This is a genomic window from Cohnella sp. (genome assembly GCF_041641335.1).
In the GTDB taxonomy this organism is placed as follows: Bacteria; Bacillota; Bacilli; order Paenibacillales; family Paenibacillaceae; genus Cohnella.
The window spans coordinates 1-14956 of sequence record NZ_JBEPYQ010000096.1 but is presented as its reverse complement, the minus strand read 5'-3'; the positions used below and the strand labels follow the sequence as shown (position 1 = coordinate 14956).

Annotated in this window: 11 protein-coding genes; all 11 read left to right on the top strand. The window is 59.5% G+C overall.

All coding sequences use genetic code 11. The annotated features are described in order from the left end of the window. Nucleotides 1–164: 164 nt before the first annotated feature. The 11 genes from ACESLM_RS24835 to ACESLM_RS24785 all read left to right on the top strand — a co-directional run bounded on the left by ACESLM_RS24835 (nt 165) and on the right by ACESLM_RS24785 (nt 14605). Entirely contained in the window at nt 165–1100 is a 936-nt protein-coding gene (locus tag ACESLM_RS24835; protein ID WP_372635737.1) for a M23 family metallopeptidase, read from the top strand. Between the two features lie 141 nt (nt 1101–1241). Next, nucleotides 1242–2411, top strand: a complete 1170-nt coding sequence (locus tag ACESLM_RS24830) for a LolA family protein (RefSeq protein ID WP_372635734.1) — start codon at nt 1242–1244, stop codon at nt 2409–2411. A gap of 199 nt (nt 2412–2610) precedes the next feature. Then, a complete protein-coding gene (alr, locus tag ACESLM_RS24825; protein ID WP_372635731.1) occupies nt 2611–3792 on the top strand; it encodes an alanine racemase in 1182 nt (393 codons plus the stop codon). 126 nt (nt 3793–3918) lie between these two features. Continuing rightward, on the top strand, nt 3919–4200 hold the full coding sequence (locus ACESLM_RS24820) for a CopG family ribbon-helix-helix protein (protein WP_094048007.1): 282 nt from the start codon (nt 3919–3921) through the stop codon (nt 4198–4200). 3 nt (nt 4201–4203) lie between these two features. Continuing rightward, nucleotides 4204–4554, top strand: coding sequence for a type II toxin-antitoxin system PemK/MazF family toxin (locus tag ACESLM_RS24815; protein ID WP_094048005.1), 351 nt, complete (start codon nt 4204–4206; stop codon nt 4552–4554). Nucleotides 4555–4644: 90 nt separating this feature from the next. Beyond that, nucleotides 4645–5880, top strand: coding sequence for an aminopeptidase (locus ACESLM_RS24810; protein WP_372635727.1), 1236 nt, complete (start codon nt 4645–4647; stop codon nt 5878–5880). A gap of 1 nt (nt 5881) precedes the next feature. Further along, a complete protein-coding gene (locus ACESLM_RS24805) occupies nt 5882–8986 on the top strand; it encodes an ATP-binding protein (protein WP_372635724.1) in 3105 nt (1034 codons plus the stop codon). Nucleotides 8987–8993: 7 nt separating this feature from the next. Continuing rightward, nucleotides 8994–10130 carry a response regulator gene (locus ACESLM_RS24800; protein ID WP_372635721.1) on the top strand — a complete coding sequence of 379 codons (1137 nt, stop codon included), beginning with the start codon at nt 8994–8996 and terminating at the stop codon, nt 10128–10130. 88 nt (nt 10131–10218) lie between these two features. After that, the gene (locus tag ACESLM_RS24795; RefSeq protein WP_372635719.1) at nt 10219–11838 is read left to right on the top strand and encodes a response regulator; all 1620 of its coding nucleotides are present in this window, start codon (nt 10219–10221) and stop codon (nt 11836–11838) included. After that, a complete protein-coding gene (locus ACESLM_RS24790) occupies nt 11835–13613 on the top strand; it encodes a cache domain-containing sensor histidine kinase (RefSeq protein WP_372635717.1) in 1779 nt (592 codons plus the stop codon). The genes ACESLM_RS24795 and ACESLM_RS24790 overlap by 4 nt, the downstream gene beginning before the upstream one ends. Then, on the top strand, nt 13613–14605 hold the full coding sequence (locus ACESLM_RS24785; RefSeq protein ID WP_372635714.1) for a substrate-binding domain-containing protein: 993 nt from the start codon (nt 13613–13615) through the stop codon (nt 14603–14605). Before ACESLM_RS24790 ends, ACESLM_RS24785 begins: the two co-directional genes overlap by 1 nt. Nucleotides 14606–14956 lie beyond the last annotated feature (351 nt).

The window sequence follows — 14956 nt, the reverse complement described above, 5'->3', positions numbered from 1 at the left end:
CCCAACCTATTTTATCATTTCGCGGGTCGCATGAAGCGGGGCGTTCTATTAACTCTATCTTAATTTTTCCGGATAGAATTAAGCCGGGCATAAGACGCCGTTATCGGGAGGATAAGCTTGCGAAGCTAATCTGAAGACATTAACCGATGAAGGATGTGCTAACGATGAGAATGATCTTTATCGCCTCTGCGCTCGCTTTGGGGCTTGCGTTGTCCGGCTGCGCTTCGGGCGAACAGGAGCAAGACATGAAGCCGGAGGACGTTCCGCAGGCGCTGCTGGACAGGAAATACGGGCAAATTCATTCGCGATTCACGGACGGCTTCAAGCAGGCGGTGGGGGAAGCCGATCTTAGGCAGGTCGCGGATCAAGTCGTCTCGGATATCTCCTCCTGGAAGCCGATGGCCAAGCAATCGTGGAACGGAGGCGAATACTACGGCTGGGCCGACGATTCCGGGAAGTGGGGATTAATTCTTACGACGGAGGAAACGGGACGCATCGACAGCTTGCTCATGATGCCCGTGCAGCCGTATCCGGACACGGACGCCGCGAGGACGAAATCGGCTTACGGCTTGCCTTTCACAGGGGAATGGACCGTCTTCTGGGGCGGGGAGAACGTGTTCGAGAACTACCATTACGCGGTAGACAGCCAGCGTTACGCCTACGATCTGGTTCAAGTCCGCGACGGTTACACTTATCAAGGAGACAAGACGAAAAACGAAAGCTATTATGCTTTCGGCCAGCCGATCGTCGCTCCGCGCGACGGCACGGTCGCGGCAGTCGTCGACGGCATCGCGGACAACGAACCGGTCGGTCGAACGGATCCGGAGAACCCGGCCGGCAATGTCGTCGTCATCGACCACGGCGACGGGGAGTTCAGCATTCTGGCTCATCTGCAAAAAGGGTCCGTCTCCGTCCAAATCGGCGACAAGCTGTCTAAGGGAGACCAGGTCGGCTTGTGCGGCAATTCGGGCAATTCCAGCGAGCCTCATCTCCATTTCCAGGTGTCCGACGGGAAGGAATTGTTCGATTCCAAGTCCATTCGCGTGCACTGGGAACAGGATCGCGAGCTGCGGCAAGGGGCCGTAGTTGACGGAGGCTGATCGCTGCGCCCGGGCCCGGCTTCGTCGAGCGAAACCTGACTTCTGTCCAAGCCGAAGCTCGTCATCTTTGTCCGCATAATTGGTCAAGTCCCCTCATAGACATGAAGCATGGACTGATTAATGTGCTGAGGGGTGGATCGCATGCATCGTCGGATTTCATGGATCGCTGCCGTCGTCGTAGCGCTGGCCGTCATTCTGGCCGGTTGCGGAAGCAAGAACGCGGAGTCGATCGTGAAGGACCTGGACAAAGTCGTGGACAAAATGGAAAGTTACGAAGGCAGCGGCGAGATGATTCTATATACAGGTCAGCAGCCGCTGGAGTACAAGGTCGAGGTGTGGTACCAGAAGCCGGACATGTACCGGATCGCGCTGACGAACGCGAAGCGCGACATTACGCAGATCGTTCTGCGCAACGAGGACGGGGTGTTCGTGCTCACCCCGCAGCTGAACAAAAGCTATCGCTTCCAGAGCGACTGGCCGGACAATCAGGGCCAGGTCTATTTGTACCAGACGCTGGCGGACAGCATCATCAAGGATAACTCCCGGCAGTTCGCGACCGACAAAGACAGCTACGTGTTCGACGTAATGGCGGGCAACTATCAGAACGGCTCGTTCGCCAGGCAGAAAATATGGCTGTCCCAGGACGACTACGCGCCCAAGCACGTCGAAGTATCGGACGCCAACGGAAACAAGATGGTCGAAGTCATCTTCAACTCGTTCGAATTCGGCAAGAAGTTCGACAAATCCGCGTTCGATATGAATTCGAACATGGGCGTCGCGCCTAACTCGAACGCCAAGCCTTCGGACGGCAGCGCAAGCCCGGATCCATCGGCTTCTCCGGACGGAAGCTCCGCTCCCGAGTCAACCGCTTCGCCGGATGGCACGGACGCTCCGGACGCGACGGCGTCGCCGGACGGTCAGCTTCCGGAAGAAGGAGAACCGTCTCCCGCGCAGAACACTTCGTTCTCGCTGATCGAACCGGACATCGAGTCTCTGCCGGCAGGCGTGGAACTGCTCGATCAGATCGACCTGCAGCTGGTCGACAATCCGGGCTACATGCTCCGGTATACGGGAAGCTACGACTTCACGATTACGCAAAGTCTGGCCAAAGTCTCGGCGGCGACCTTGAGCGCGGGATATTCGCTCGACCTCGGCTTCACGCTCGGTCACGTGACGGAAGGCGCCGCGAATACGGTGAGGACGCTGACCTGGACGTACGACGGCATCGAGTTCCGCTTGACCAGCGAAGATCTGGAAGATCGCGACATGGTTCGCATCGCCCAATCGATGGTCGATACGTCGGGCAAATAAGGCAAACGCGCAACGGGCTGTCCCGCCGGCCGTCGAGAGACGGCCGCGGACAGCCCGGTTTTAATCGGCGGCCCGGTTCCGGCTTCTCTTCGCGGCTTCATGGCAAAGGTTGCCTGCCCGAATATCGTTGACAGTCCTCCGTTGGCCCGGTAACATTGATTTATTGCAGTTTTTGCGCAGCAGGGTAGGTGAACGGTCCGTGGACTGTTATTACCGGCCGACCGTGGCCGAGATTTCCCTTGACGCCCTTGACCACAACATCGGAGCGTTCCGCGAACATTTGGCCCCCGGCACGAAGCTGCTGGCTTCGGTCAAAGCGAACGCTTACGGGCATGGAGCGACGGAGATCGCAAGAAGAGCGGAAGCGGCGGGCATCGACTATTTGGGCGTCGCGTTTCTGGATGAAGCTTTGCAGCTCCGGGGCGCGGGAATCGCCGCTCCGATTCTGGTGCTGGGCTATACGCCTCCATCGGGATATTCGAAGGCAAGGGAACAAGGAATTACGTTAACGTTGTATCGCGACGATATGCTGGAAGCGGCGGCGGATCTGCCGGCTTCCGGACGCAAGTTGAAAATCCATGTGAAAATCGATTCGGGCATGGGCCGTCTCGGCCTGCTTCCGGGTCGGGCGGCGGAGCAGTTTTTGGAGCGCGCGTTCGCGCTGCCCCAGGTGGAAGTCGAAGGGCTCTACACCCATTTCGCCCGCGCGGACGAGACGGACAAAGCGTATACGAGAATGCAGCTGGAGCGCTTCGCCTCCGTGTCCGATTACGCGCGCCGGGCGGGAATGCCGATCGCCATCGTCCATTCGGGCAACAGCGCGGCGGGAATCGATCTGCCGGAACACACGGGCGGTATGCTTCGACTCGGCATCAGCATGTACGGCCTGTATCCGAGCAACGAGGTCAAGGCGAACGCCGTCGCGCTGAAGCCGGTCCTGTCGCTGAAAACGTCGGTCGTGCACGTCAAGGAACTGGGGGCGGGAGAAGGAATCAGCTACGGCACCCGCTATTTCACCCAGGGCTGCGAAACGATCGGCACGCTGCCGATCGGCTATGCCGACGGCTTCAGCCGGATGCTGAGCGGCAAGGCGGAGGCTCTCGTGCGAGGGCGCCGGGTTCCGGTGCTCGGGACGATCTGCATGGATCAATGCATGATTCGCCTGAACGACGCTTTTGTCCAAGGAGAGCCGAATTTCAAGCCGGGAGAAGAAGTCGTGCTCATCGGCCGCCAGGGCGGCGAGGTCATCTCCGCGGAGGAAGTGGCGGATAAGTTGGGAACGATCAATTACGAGCTGACCTGCATGCTGGCCGCGCGGGTTGCGAGAGTGTACGTCAGCGGCGGAGAGGTCGTATCGGTCGTTAATCCGCTCCTTGGTTAATATTGGATGCGAATTTTGGCCGGCTTCGGCAGGAATGTCGGCGTCCGATCTCGAATAATTCTTACCAGACTCATGCATACTGGAAAAAAGGGTGCTTGTTGGAAAATCTTTGGGGGTGTCCGTTCGGTGGCCAATTTACACAATACGAAACGCATTATGATCAGTCTTCCGGATCATTTGCTGCGCGAAGTCGACTTCGTCGTCGCCAAGGAAAACACCAACCGCAGCGAGATCATACGCCAGGCGATGAAGCATTACCTGGTCGATCGCAAGAAGCGGCTGATTCGCGACGCGATGCAGCGCGGGTATTTGGAAATGGCTAAAATCAATCTGCACATGGCATCGGAAGCGTTCCATGCGGAAGAAGATGCGGACAACATACTGGGTCGCCTCGTAAGCGGGGTGTAAACGTTGATCGTGAAACGCGGGGATGTGTTCTATGCGGATTTGTCGCCGGTCGTAGGCTCGGAGCAGGGCGGAGTGCGCCCGGTTTTGATCATTCAGAACGATATCGGGAACCGGTTCAGCCCGACGGTGATTATCGCGGCCATAACGGCGCAAATCCAGAAGGCGAAGCTGCCGACCCACGTTGAAATCGAAGCGAAAACCCATGGCATGGAGCGGGATTCCGTCATTCTGCTCGAACAGATCCGCACGATCGACAAGCAGCGGTTGACGGACAAAATCACGCATTTGGACGACGAGACGATGCACAAGGTGAACGACGCCTTGCAGATCAGCGTCGGCCTTATCGACTTTTAAAAGCGGAAATTCGGACAGGAGCTGCCTGGGTTCGGGCGGTTGCCTGTCGTTTTTGTGATTTCTAATCCAGAGGAACGGAGCGTGTCGTACATGGCGGATTTGGCGAAACAATTGGATAAATACGCGGAATTAATCGTTCGCGTAGGCGTTAACGTGCAGAAGGGCCAGGAGGTATTCATGATCGCCTCGATCGAGATCGCCGAGCTGGTGCGCCGCGTGGCGGCGCAAGCCTACGAGGCGGGCGCGAGCAACGTCCACGTCGACTGGTCGGACGAAGCGCTGTCCCGACTGAAATACGAGAAGGCGGCGGACGACGTGTTTACCCGTTTCCCGGAATGGGAGACGGCGAAGAGGAATGATTTTGTCGCGCGCGGCGCGGCCTTTATCTCCTTCTCCTCCCCGAATCCGGACTTGCTGAAGGGCATCGATCCTTCCCGCATCGGCAATTACCAGAAGGCGGCGGGCCAAGGGCTGACCGAGTTCAGAAGAGCGATTCAATCGGACAAGGTGAGCTGGACCGTCGTTGCCGCCTCGACGAAGGATTGGGCCGTCAAAGTGTTTCCGGACAGCGCGTCGGAGCAGGAAGCGGTCGACAAGCTGTGGTCGGCGATTTTCTCCGCGGTGCGCCTTGACGCGGCCGATCCGGTGAAGGATTGGGCGGAGCACGACGCCAATCTGCACAAGAAGAGCGACTGGCTGAACGAGAACCGGTTCGCCAAGCTGCATTACCGCGCCCCGGGCACCGATCTGACGATCGAGCTGCCGGAGAAGCACCTCTGGGTGGCGGCGAGCAGCATCAACGAGAACGGCGTGCCGTTCATGGCGAACATGCCGACAGAGGAAGTGTTCACCGTGCCGCTGAAGACGGGCGTAAACGGCTACGTCTCCAGCACGAAGCCGCTCAGCCACGGCGGCAACCTGATCGACGGCTTTAAGCTGACGTTCGAGAACGGACGCATCGTTAGCGTGGAGGCGGAGCAGGGCGAGGAGAACTTGCGCCAGCTCGTCGACACGGACGACGGCGCGCATTACTTGGGCGAAGTGGCGCTCGTGCCGCACGAATCCCCGATCTCGCAATCGAACGTGCTGTTCCTGAACACGCTGTTCGACGAGAACGCGTCCAACCATCTGGCGATCGGCAGCGGGTACGCCTTCAACGTGGAAGGCGGCAAGAAGATGACGCCAGAGGAGCTGGCTGCGGCCGGCGTCAATTCGAGCATCGTGCACGTCGACTTCATGATCGGCTCCGCCGACATGGACATCGACGGCGTTCGCGCCGACGGCACGGTCGTCCCGGTATTCCGCAAGGGCAACTGGGCGTTTTGAGGTGCGGCGGCCGACGATTGTATGGGTGACGGCGATTTTGGCCGCGGCCGTCGCGGCCGGAGTCTGGCTCTGGCCGAAGCCTCCCGAATCGCGCCCCCTGGCGGATCACGGAGTGATCGATCTAAGGAGCTGGGACTTTCGCGAGAAGGGAAACGTCACGCTGGACGGCGAGTGGGAGTTCTATCCCGATCGGCTCCTCTCGCCCTCCGAGATGCAATCCGTTCGACCGGAGCATTATATCCGCGTTCCGTCTGCCTGGAGCGAATCGGATGCCGGGGCGCTTATGAACGACAAGGGAGCGGGAACGTATCGTTTGAAGGTATTGATCGATCCTGCGATTTCGCGCTACGGGCTCAAAACGACCTTTATCCGGCACTCGAGCGTCATCTTCGTCGACGATCAGGAGGTTGCCCGCAGCGGGAGTCCTTCCGTCCGCGACGACGACTCGTATTGGGGGCATAACGTTCCGGTTACCGCCTTCTTCAAGCCGAAGGGAGATTCGTTTTATTTGACGATTCATGCCGCCAACTGGGATTTTTACCGCGGAGGAATCATTCAAAATATCTATTTCGGCACGCAGGAGGATGTCCGAGCCCTGGAATTGAGAACGGTCATCCTGGCCGTGGCTAACGTCGCGTTTCTGCTTCTTTCCGCGTTGTACTACTTAGGAATCTATTTGAAGCGGCCTCAGGACCGTCGCTTTCTCTATTTCGCGCTGTTTTGCCTCGGGTTCGACTTCGTCGTCTTTACGACCGTCGAAAGGCTGTTTATGCAGCTTGTGCCGTCGGTTCCTTATCTGCTGGTGCTGAAAATCAAATTCATCGTCATCATGGCGTGCCTATGCTGCTTATGCGCGTTCATCCGCAAAACGGAGCTTTTCTTTATGCCGCGCCGGTTCATGGGAACGATCGTGATCGGATCGCTTGTCTACGCGGCGCTTGTTCCGTTCCTCTCCGCCTCGCTGCTGGACCAGATGATGGTCGTCATGGTCCTGGTCGGCCTCGGAGGCATTGAATGGCTGCTGCTTCGCGCGATTGCGCTGAAACGCTTCGGGAAATCGAACGCCCGAACGGCTTGGCAGCTGTTTGCATGCGTTCTGATGCTGTTCGCCCAGCTTTCGAGCATAACGCTGTATTTGAATTCTCAAATCTTCTCCGACTGGATTCCGGTGTTGACGCAGCTGCTGTTCCTGGGAATCGTCGCGCTGATGTTCTCGGAGCAATATTCGTCGGCTTACGACGATTTGGAGGTGCTCAGCCGCAAGCTGGTCGAAACGGACAAGCTGAAGGACGAGTTCCTGATCCGCACTTCACACGAATTCAAAACGCCCTTGCACGGAATAATGAATCTCGCCCGGGCCGTGATCGACCAGAACGAGAACGGTTTGACGGTCCAGCAGAGGGAAAATTTGTCCTATATCGTTTCCCTGTCCTCGCGTTTATCGGCGCTGGTCAACGACATTATCGATTTTCAAAGCCTGCGCAGCGGCAAAATCGCAATGGTCAAAAACGCGTTCGATCTCAACGGCACGGTGCAGGGGACCCTCGACGTGCTTAAGCACGTGCGGGAAGACGGAAAAGTCAATCTTCTCAATCTCGTTCCTGCGAACAAGCACTACCCGTATGCCGACGAAAACCGGCTCATGCAGATTCTGCTGAACCTGGTCGGCAATTCGTTGAAGTACACCGACGAAGGCAGCGTAGCCATCTCCGCGGAGTCGCGGGGAGAGCGCGTTTATATTCGCGTCTCGGATACCGGGGTCGGGATGACGGAGGAGCTGCAAAGCCGTCTGTTCCGGGATGCACGCCCCGACGGGGACGTCAATTTCACCGATATCCGCTCTTCCGGTTTGGGGCTGCAAATCTCCGGTTTGCTCGCGTCGGGCATGGGGGGCAAGCTGTACGTCAAACGGTCGGAGCTCGGGCAAGGCACGATCATGGAGCTGGCGCTGCCCTCCGCGAACGAGGGGCAGAGAAGAGAGCTGGCGCGATTGAAGCCGGCTTCCGCGGGGGAGGCCGGCAGCGGCGCGGACAGCCTCCTGCCGGCGCGGACGCTTTCTGCCGAAACCGGCGGGCAAGCCGAGGATTCCTCGAAAGCCGCCATACTGCTCGTGGACGATGAGGCATCCAATCTTAAGGTGCTGCAAGAGCTGTTTCCTGCCGACAAGTACCGATGCCTGATCGCTTACGACGGGCAATCGGCGCTGCGGCTGCTGCAGGAAAACCGGGACGTTTCCCTCGTTCTGCTGGACGTCATGATGCCTGGCCTGTCGGGCTACGAGACTTGCCGGCGGATTCGGGAGGAATATCCGATTTACCGGCTCCCGGTGCTGCTGCTGACCGTTCGGCATTCCGCTGCGGATATCGCAGCGGGGCTGGACGCGGGGGCGAACGATTTTCTGGTGAAGCCGTTCGATTCCCGCGAACTGGCGGCCAGGGCGAATACGCTCCTGCAGATGAGGGAAGCGGTGCGGAGCGCGATTCGGGCGGAAGCGCTGTTCCTTCAGTCGCAGATCAAGCCTCATTTTATTTACAATGCGCTCAGCATTATGATGTCCCTATGCTATAAAGACGGGCCCAGAGCCGGCAAGCTGCTGGGCGAATTCAGCAACTACCTGCGCCTCAGCTTCGATCTGGATCCGAACCGGGCCAAGGTCAGCCTTAAGCGCGAAATTTCCTTGGTTCAATCGTACGCGGCGCTGGAGCAAGCGAGGTTCGGAGAGCGGCTGAAGATAGAATGGGTGATCGACGAAGGGCTCATGGAGGCATCGCTTCCGGCTCTTACGCTGCAGCCGATCGTTGAGAACGCGATCCGCCACGGCTTGATGAAGAGAGCTTCCGGGGGAGTCGTGCGGGTCGAAGCGGCGACGACGGATACCGGAATGCGGTTGAAGGTTCGCGACGACGGCGTCGGAATTCCGTCCGGCAAGCTGGAACGGCTGCTTCGGTTCGGACGCTCCGAGAAGGGAGTCGGCTTGATCAACGTACACAAAAGGCTGCTAAACGAGTATGGGCGCGGCCTGGAGATCGAGAGCAGCGAAGGAGAAGGCACGACGGTCACGATTTTTGTTCCGGCCGCGTCTCTGGCCGAACGGATAAGCGGGTGAGGATGGAATGAGAGCGATTGTCGTGGACGACGAACCGTTGACCGGCGAATATATCGGCCGGCTTCTGGAGGAGGCCGGAGTCGAGGTCATCGGCTGCTGCGCCGATCCCCGGGAGGCGTTGGAGCTGATCGACAAGCATCGGCCGGAAGCGTTGTTCCTGGATATCGAAATGCCGGAGATAAGCGGACTGTCGCTTGCGGAGCGGATTCAGGCCGCAGATTACGGGGGAGAGGTCGTATTCGTTACCGCGTATTCCGACTACGCGCTCGACGCTTTCCGAGTGAATGCCCGCGATTATTTGCTCAAGCCGGTGCGGGAGCAGGATATGCATCGCGCGCTGGAGCGATTGAGAAAGAGGCTGACCGGGGGCTCCGCTGCGGCCGCGAATCGGGCGGAGCACAAAGCGGAAGCGTCGTTTTTCGGAACGTTCGCCCTGCGCTTGGGGGACAACCCGGCGCCGGTACGCTGGACGACGGCGAAATGCGCGGAACTGTTCGCATTTATGCTGCTGCAGGAAACCGAACGGGAAGTGACGAAATGGACGCTGATCGAAGCGCTGTGGAAGGACAAAAGCGCCGAGAAGGCGGATGTCAACTTGCGCAGCACGGTCAGCAGAGTCAACAGGACGCTGCGGCATTGCGGCTCCGCCATGGCGCTTGTCTCCGTCAGAAACGGAGGATACCGGCTGGATCGGGCAGGAACGGAGATTACAGCCGACGCGTTCCGAATCGAAAGCCTCGCGCTGAACGCCGGTGCCATCGGAACGGACAACGCCGAACGGTTGGCGCAAGGGATGGCCCGGTGCGATCGTCCCTTTCTCGAAAACTTCGACGGAGAATGGTGCGAAAGCTACCGGATGCGATACCATCGGTATTTGACGGACGTCGGGTACAGGCTGCTGGTCTTCGGAGAAGAAAACGGGGCGGATCCGCAGAGAGCCCTCGGCTTGGCGGACGCGCTCTTGAGACTCGAGCCGTACGCCGAGACGATCCGTGCGGTCGCGCTTCGCCTGCGGGAAAGGCTGGGAGGCAGGGCGCAGGCGATTTCGTATTATCTGGATTATGCGGCCATGCTGCACAGAGAGCTGGGAGCGGAGCCGGGGGAGGAGCTGCAGGCGATTCGCCGCAGGCTGCTCGGCTCCTGAACAGCTCGGGCGTGTCGCAGAATCTTCGCAGCGTGGCCTGCGGCGAGGAAGAAAGCAAGGATTTTCCCCGAATCGAGGAGGAACCGCCATGTACAAAATCATGCTCGTGGACGACGAAGCGGAGGTCAGGGAAGGCATCCGAAAACGCATCGCTTGGCACGATCACGGCTATGAATGCGTAGGCGATTGCGAGAACGGGATGGACGCGCTCGAAGCGGCGGAGCTGTTCAAGCCCGACGTGGTGCTGACCGATATCAATATGCCGTTTATGGACGGGTTGGAATTGACGAGACAGCTGTCCGAACGGCTGCCATGGACGAAGGTGGTTATTCTGACCGGCTATGACGATTTCGATTACGCCCAGCAGGCGGTGAAGCTGCGCGTCAACGACTTTATTTTGAAACCGATTACAGCGGAGGAGCTGATCGGGGTGCTCGACAGCATCAAGCGGGAGCTGGACGAAGAGAAGGACCGGCGGGAAAACCTCGTCCGGCTCGAGCGGCAGCTCCGCGAAAGCCTCCCGGTGCTGAAGGAGCGTTTTCTGGAACGGATGGTCGGCACTTCGATCGGCCTCGGCGAGATGGAGCAAAGAATGGCCTACTTCGGCCTGAACCTGCCCGGCCCCGACTACGTGGTGCTCGCGGCCGACGCGGACCATTTCGGCGGGGCGGCCCCGGATGCCGATCGGGAGCTGCTTCGTTTCGCGTTTCACAACATCGTGCAGGAGATCGCCGCCCGGGAGACGGCGTCGGCCGTTTTCCGCAGCCGGGAAGAGAAGGCGGTGTGCATTCTGTCCGGGAGCCTCGGAGAGCGGCTGTTCGACCGTGCCCAGGCGCTGGCGGAGGAAATCCGCCGGTCGGTGGAAACGTATTTGCGCTTCACGGTGACGGTCGGAATCGGGCTTCCCGTTGCCGGACTGACCGATATCCGCCGATCGTACCGCTCGGCCGTCGCCGCTCTCGACTACCGCGTGCTGCTCGGGACAAACCGCGTCATCAGCATTACGGACCTCGAGGGGCGCCGCAATCTGTCCGCCGAAACGACGGGAGACTGGGAGAAGCGGCTGGTCGTCGGCGTGAAAACCGGCTCCCGGGAAGAGACGGAGCGGGCGGTCGCCTCGATCGTATCGCAGATGAAGCAAGCGGCTCCTTCCATCGAGCAGGTCTATATCCGCATCCAGAAGCTGATCGTTTCCCTGCTCAACGCGCTCGAGGAATCGGGCGGCGGGGGACATCCGTTCGGGGACGCCGCCAACCCGATCACCGAGGTTTACCGCTTCAAGACGCTCGACGAGATCGAAGCTTGGCTCAAGGAGCTGTGCGGGGATTCCATACGCATGCTGGCCGAGAAGCGCAGCGACATGGCCCGTAATCTGATGGCCAAGGCGGAAGCGTATATCCGCGACAACTTCGCCGACCCGAGCTTGTCCTTGAAGACGGTATGCGAGATCGTCCACATGAGCAACAGCTATTTCAGCGCCATGTTCAAAGCGAGGACGGGGAAGACGTTCGTCGAATATTTGACCGGGCAGCGGGTCGAGAAAGCGAAGGAGCTGTTGGCCGCCACCGACTTGAAGAGCTATGAGATCGCCGCCGAGGTCGGCTATGCCGATCCCCATTATTTCAGCGTGCTCTTCAAGAAAGCGACCGGGGACACGCCGACCGAATATCGCCAAAGGGCGGCGGCGGAACGGGAGAAGGCTCCATGAACCTGTTTCGCTTCCGGACGATTCAATCCAACATCGCCGCGGCGCTCGCTTTTCTGATCGTCATCCTGACGCTCGTCATGGGCTTCATCGCCTACGGATTGTCGACCTCGGCCGTCCAGCGAACCGCGCAGAACTTTACGGCCGAGCTGATCAAGCAGGTGACCAGCAACATCCAGATCTACGTCAACAATATGGAAAATATCTCTCTGCTTGCGCTTAACCACCGCGGCGTGAGCGGCTATTTGACCGGAGAGAGCGACGACGACGCGTCGGTGACGGATTTTCTCAGGACGATCATGCTGTCGAGGAAGGACATCGCCTCCATCGGCGTTTTCGGCTATAACGGGCGATTCGTTTCCGACCGCGGCAGCGGCAATCTGAATCCGTATGTCAGCGTTCCGGATCAGAGCTGGTATCGCGAGGCTAAGGAAGGCCGGGGCAAGGTGTTCATCTCCCCGTCGCACGTCCAGCCCGTCTTTAAAGAAGATTACAGATGGGTCGTCTCGCTCAGTCGGGAAATCCGCAGCTCGGACCATACGCGAGGGCTCGGCGTCCTGTTGGTCGATCTCAATTTCAGCGTCATCAACGACATCGTGAACGGCATCGAGCTGGGCAAGCGGGGATACGTCTATATCGTCGACAGGAGCGGACGCGTCGTCTATCATCCGCAGCAGCAGCTGCTGTACAGCAATCTCAAGTCGGAGAAGATCGACGAGGCGCTTGCGCTCGGCAACGGCAGCTTCATCACCGACGAAGGCAGCCAGAGCCGCATCTATACCGTGCAGGATTCCGGCTTCGGCTGGAAGATCGTCGGCGTGTCCTACGTCAGCGAATTGGTCAACAACAAAGGACAGATGCAGGCGTCGTTCTTTACGCTGGGCGGAATCAGCCTGGTCGTGGCGCTGCTGCTCTCCTTCCTGCTGTCGCGGAACCTTACCCGTCCGATCCATCAGATGCAGAAGCGCATGAGCGAGGTGGAAAAGGGCAACTTCGACATTCAGGTGCCGGTCGATTCGACGCGCGAGATCGGCATGCTGGCCCGCGCCTTCAACCTGATGGTCGTGCGCATTCGCGAGCTGATGGCCCAGGTGGTCAAGGAGCAGGAGTTCAAGCGCAAGAGCGAGCTGAACGCGCTGCAGGCGCAAATCAATCCGCATTTTCTGTACAACACGCTTGATTCGATCGTCTGGATGGCGGAGAACGACAAGTCGGCGGAGGTCGTCCGGATGACTTCGGCGCTGGCCCGGCTATTCCGCTCCTCGATTAGCAAAGGCTCGGAGCTGGTGCCCATCCGCAATGAAATCGAGCATATCAGCAACTATTTGACGATCCAGAAAATGCGCTACCGCGACAAGCTCGATTTCCGCATCGACGTGGACGACGCCATCAAGAGCAGCCTGACCTTAAAGGTGCTGCTGCAGCCGCTCGTCGAGAACGCGATCTATCACGGCATCAAGAACAAGTACGGCACGGGCACGATCCGGATTGCAGGGGAAAGAAAAGGGGAGACGATCGTGCTGCGGGTCAGCGACAACGGCGTGGGCATGGACGAAGCAACCCGGAAATCGCTGTTGTCTCCGGCGGCCGACTCCAGACCGGGCAAGGGCGGCGTGGGAATGATGAACGTTCACGAGCGCATCCGGCTCTACTTCGGCAGCGCGTACGGGCTTTCGATCGACAGCGAGCCGGACGAAGGCACGACGGTGACGGTGACGTTTCCGGTGATCGACAAGCCTGCCGCCGCGGAGCCGCTCGGGAAGGAGAGGGAAACGTAATGGCCAGACGAAGCGATACGAAGCGGCTGCTGACGTTCGTTCTGGCGGTGGTCGCAGTCACACTGGCGGGAAGCTACGGCTTGTCCGCGCTGCGGGGAGACGACGCCGCCAAACCGCTGAACGTCACCGTCGTCATCAAATCGGTATCCAAGGAGATGGAATTCTGGCAGGTGCTGACTGAGGGAGTTCATGCCGCGGGCAAGGAATTCGGCGTGAACGCCCGCGTCGTCGGCCCCCAGAGGGAAACGGATATCGACATCCAGATCGACATGCTGCGTCAAGTCGTGCGGGAGAAGCCGGACGTCATTCTGCTGGCCGCGGCCGATTACAACCGGCTGGCGCCGCTCGCCGAGGAGATCGACAAGGCCGGTATTCCGATCATCACGATCGACTCCGGGGTGAACAGCCGTATACCGCGAAGCTTTATCGCGACCGACAACGTCGAGGCAGGGAAGGAAGCCGCGCGGAAGCTGGCGGGGCTGCTCGAAGGTCCCGCTCAAGTTGCCATTATCAGCTACGTGAAAGAAACCGCGACGCAGATCGAAAGGGAGCGGGGCGTCCGGGAGGTGCTGGAGGCGGACGGACGCTTCGAGATCGTCGGAACGTATTTCAGCGACGGAGACGAGAACATCGCCTACGAAACGACGAAGGAGCTGCTCCGGAAGCATCCCGGCCTGAAAGGAGTCGTCGGCTTGAACGAGCCTTCCTCCGTCGGAGCGGGCCGGGCGATCAAGGATATGGGCCGGGCGGGCGAAGTGCTGCTGGTCGGCTTCGACAGCTCGATCGACGAAGTCCGTCTTCTGGAGGAAGGCGTCATTCAGGCCACCGTCGTCCAGCGTCCCTTCAACATGGGTTATCTCGGCATCAAGACGGCGGTCGACCTGATGGGGGGCCGGAAGGTTCCGGCATCCGTCGACACCGGCTCGCTAGTCATTACGAAAGCGAACATGTACGAAGAGGAGAACCAGCAGCTCGTCTTTCCGTTTAATTGAATCGAACCTTGCACAACCGTTCTTCGGACAGCGTCGGCGCCCGGCCGCCGCAAGTCCGAGGAACGTGTGCTCTTCCGATCTAGGTTAAGCGTACTATTCGCGGCCCCGGCCGCTTAACGTTGAGGCGCATTTTTGGCCTTAGCCTCGCAGCTTGGGCAGCGCCGAGGCACTTTTTTGGCCTTAGCCTCGCGACTTGGGTAGCGCGGAGGCACTTTTTTGGCCTTGGCCTCGCAGCTTGGGCAGCGCCGAGGCACTTTTTTGGCCTTAGCCTCGCAGCTTGGGCAGCGCCGAGGCACTTTTTTGGCCTTAGCCGCGCGACTTGGGTAGCGCGGAGGCACTTTTTTGGCCTTA

Excerpts from the sequence above, each read along its gene's own strand:
- ACESLM_RS24835 (WP_372635737.1), top strand. The coding sequence starts at position 165 with ATGAGAATGATCTTTATCGCCTCTGCGCTCGCTTTGGGGCTTGCGTTG.
- ACESLM_RS24830 (WP_372635734.1), top strand. The coding sequence starts at position 1,242 with ATGCATCGTCGGATTTCATGGATCGCTGCCGTCGTCGTAGCGCTGGCC.
- ACESLM_RS24810 (WP_372635727.1), top strand. The coding sequence starts at position 4,645 with ATGGCGGATTTGGCGAAACAATTGGATAAATACGCGGAATTAATCGTT.
- ACESLM_RS24800 (WP_372635721.1), top strand. The coding sequence starts at position 8,994 with ATGAGAGCGATTGTCGTGGACGACGAACCGTTGACCGGCGAATATATC.
- ACESLM_RS24795 (WP_372635719.1), top strand. The coding sequence starts at position 10,219 with ATGTACAAAATCATGCTCGTGGACGACGAAGCGGAGGTCAGGGAAGGC.
- ACESLM_RS24790 (WP_372635717.1), top strand. The coding sequence starts at position 11,835 with ATGAACCTGTTTCGCTTCCGGACGATTCAATCCAACATCGCCGCGGCG.
- ACESLM_RS24785 (WP_372635714.1), top strand. The coding sequence starts at position 13,613 with ATGGCCAGACGAAGCGATACGAAGCGGCTGCTGACGTTCGTTCTGGCG.